General features: G+C 69.6%; 2 pseudogenes. Both read right to left on the reverse strand.

What is annotated here, in order from left to right:
* Positions 1-1023, reverse strand: a pseudogene (locus GJ634_RS15160) (secretion system protein E); the annotation flags it as partial.
* A gap of 69 nt (positions 1024-1092) precedes the next feature.
* Positions 1093-1413, reverse strand: a pseudogene (locus tag GJ634_RS15165) (phosphoribosyltransferase family protein); the annotation flags it as partial.
* Positions 1414-1465 lie beyond the last annotated feature (52 nt).

Here is a 1465-nt window from a genome sequence, read left to right on the forward strand (position 1 = left end):
GACGCCGCGGCGCTCGGCCTCGTCGCCGGCCGCCGCGACGTCGTCGCTGGCGTACTTGATGGCCGACCGGAGCTTCTCTGTGAGGAACTCCTGGAGGTCCTCCTCGATGGGGTTCCGGTACGGCTCCACGAGGTAGTACTTCTTCTCGTTCTCACGGTCGGAGTGGAAGATGACGACGAACGCGTACGGCTTGTTCACCCAGTAGCGCTCGACCTCGCGGAAGTGGCGCTTTTTCTCCATCGGCACCGCCTTCTCGAGGTCGTAGCGGTTCGCGATGGTGGTCCGGCCCTCCACCGTGGAGAAGAACGCGTCCTCGTCGAGGTCCTCGTGGACGTCGACGGTGCGCTCGTCCTCGAGGGCGAGCATCCCGTCCGCGGCGTCGTCTTTCACGGACAGCCACTGTTCGACGTCGTCGGGGTCGAAGCCGAGGTACTCCACGGGGTCGAACGGGACGATTTCGCCGTCGTCGTCGCGGGGTCGCGTCCAGTCGTTCTCGCCGACGTAGTAGTACTCGCGCTTGAAGTGCTCCCACAGCCAGTCGTCTTTCGCGACCGGGGTCGTCTCCGGGTCGGTGAACGCGTCGAAGTAGTCGTGGAGGCGGCTCGCGCGCCACGCCGCCGTCCCGATCGCGTCGCCCTTCTCCTCGGGCGCGAACCCGAGGTCGTCGCTCGGGTCCGCCTCGACGTCGCTCCAGTTCGGCTCGGGCGGGTCCGCGCCCAACTCGTCCCACGCCGGGTACGGCGGCTCGGCGTCGCCGCGGGTCGCCGCGTCCGCGAGTTCGTGCTGGGTGCGCTCCCGGCGCTCGCGGGCGCGCTCGGCGGCCCCGTCGTCGCCGTACTCCTCGAGGTAGTCCACCCACGAGTACTCCCCGACCGTCGCGCCGCCGTCGCGCTCGCGGACCGCCGGCGAGAGGTGCCCCCAGTCGTAGTCCCTGTCCCGCTCGCTCAGTGTGCCCTCGGCTGGTGTGCCGTCGGTGCCGTCGCTGACGGTCGCCCCGCCGGCCCCGGCATCGTCGCCTGCCATTGACGGGTACTGGCCGTGGAGGCGCAAAAACCCTTGCGACGGATTACCACGGGCGTTGACAGGACTCGGCTACCGGTACTCGTCGACGACCGTCACCTCGCCGTCGGCCACCTCGACGTCCACCAGCGCCGTCACGCCGTGCGGCGATTCGTCCATCTCGCTGTCCGGGCCGACCTTCCGGATGACCACCACGACGTCCGCGATTTCCGCGCCGATGTCGTCGAGGGCGTCCGTGAGCGCGCGCAGCGTCCCGCCCGTCGAGAGGAGGTCGTCCAGCACGAGCACGCGGTCGCCCGCTTCGACGTCGTTGACGTACAGCTCGCCCTCCGAGTAGCCGGTCTCCTGGTGGATTTTCGACCTCGCCGGGGGAGCCCCGTACTCGCGTTTTTGCGCACGCGGTCACCGGGGAGGTCCTCTGGAGGCTCACCGCCCGTCAGATGTG

It is taken from the genome of Halobacterium sp. CBA1126 (assembly GCF_009741975.1).
Classification (GTDB): Archaea; Halobacteriota; Halobacteria; order Halobacteriales; family Halobacteriaceae; genus Halobacterium.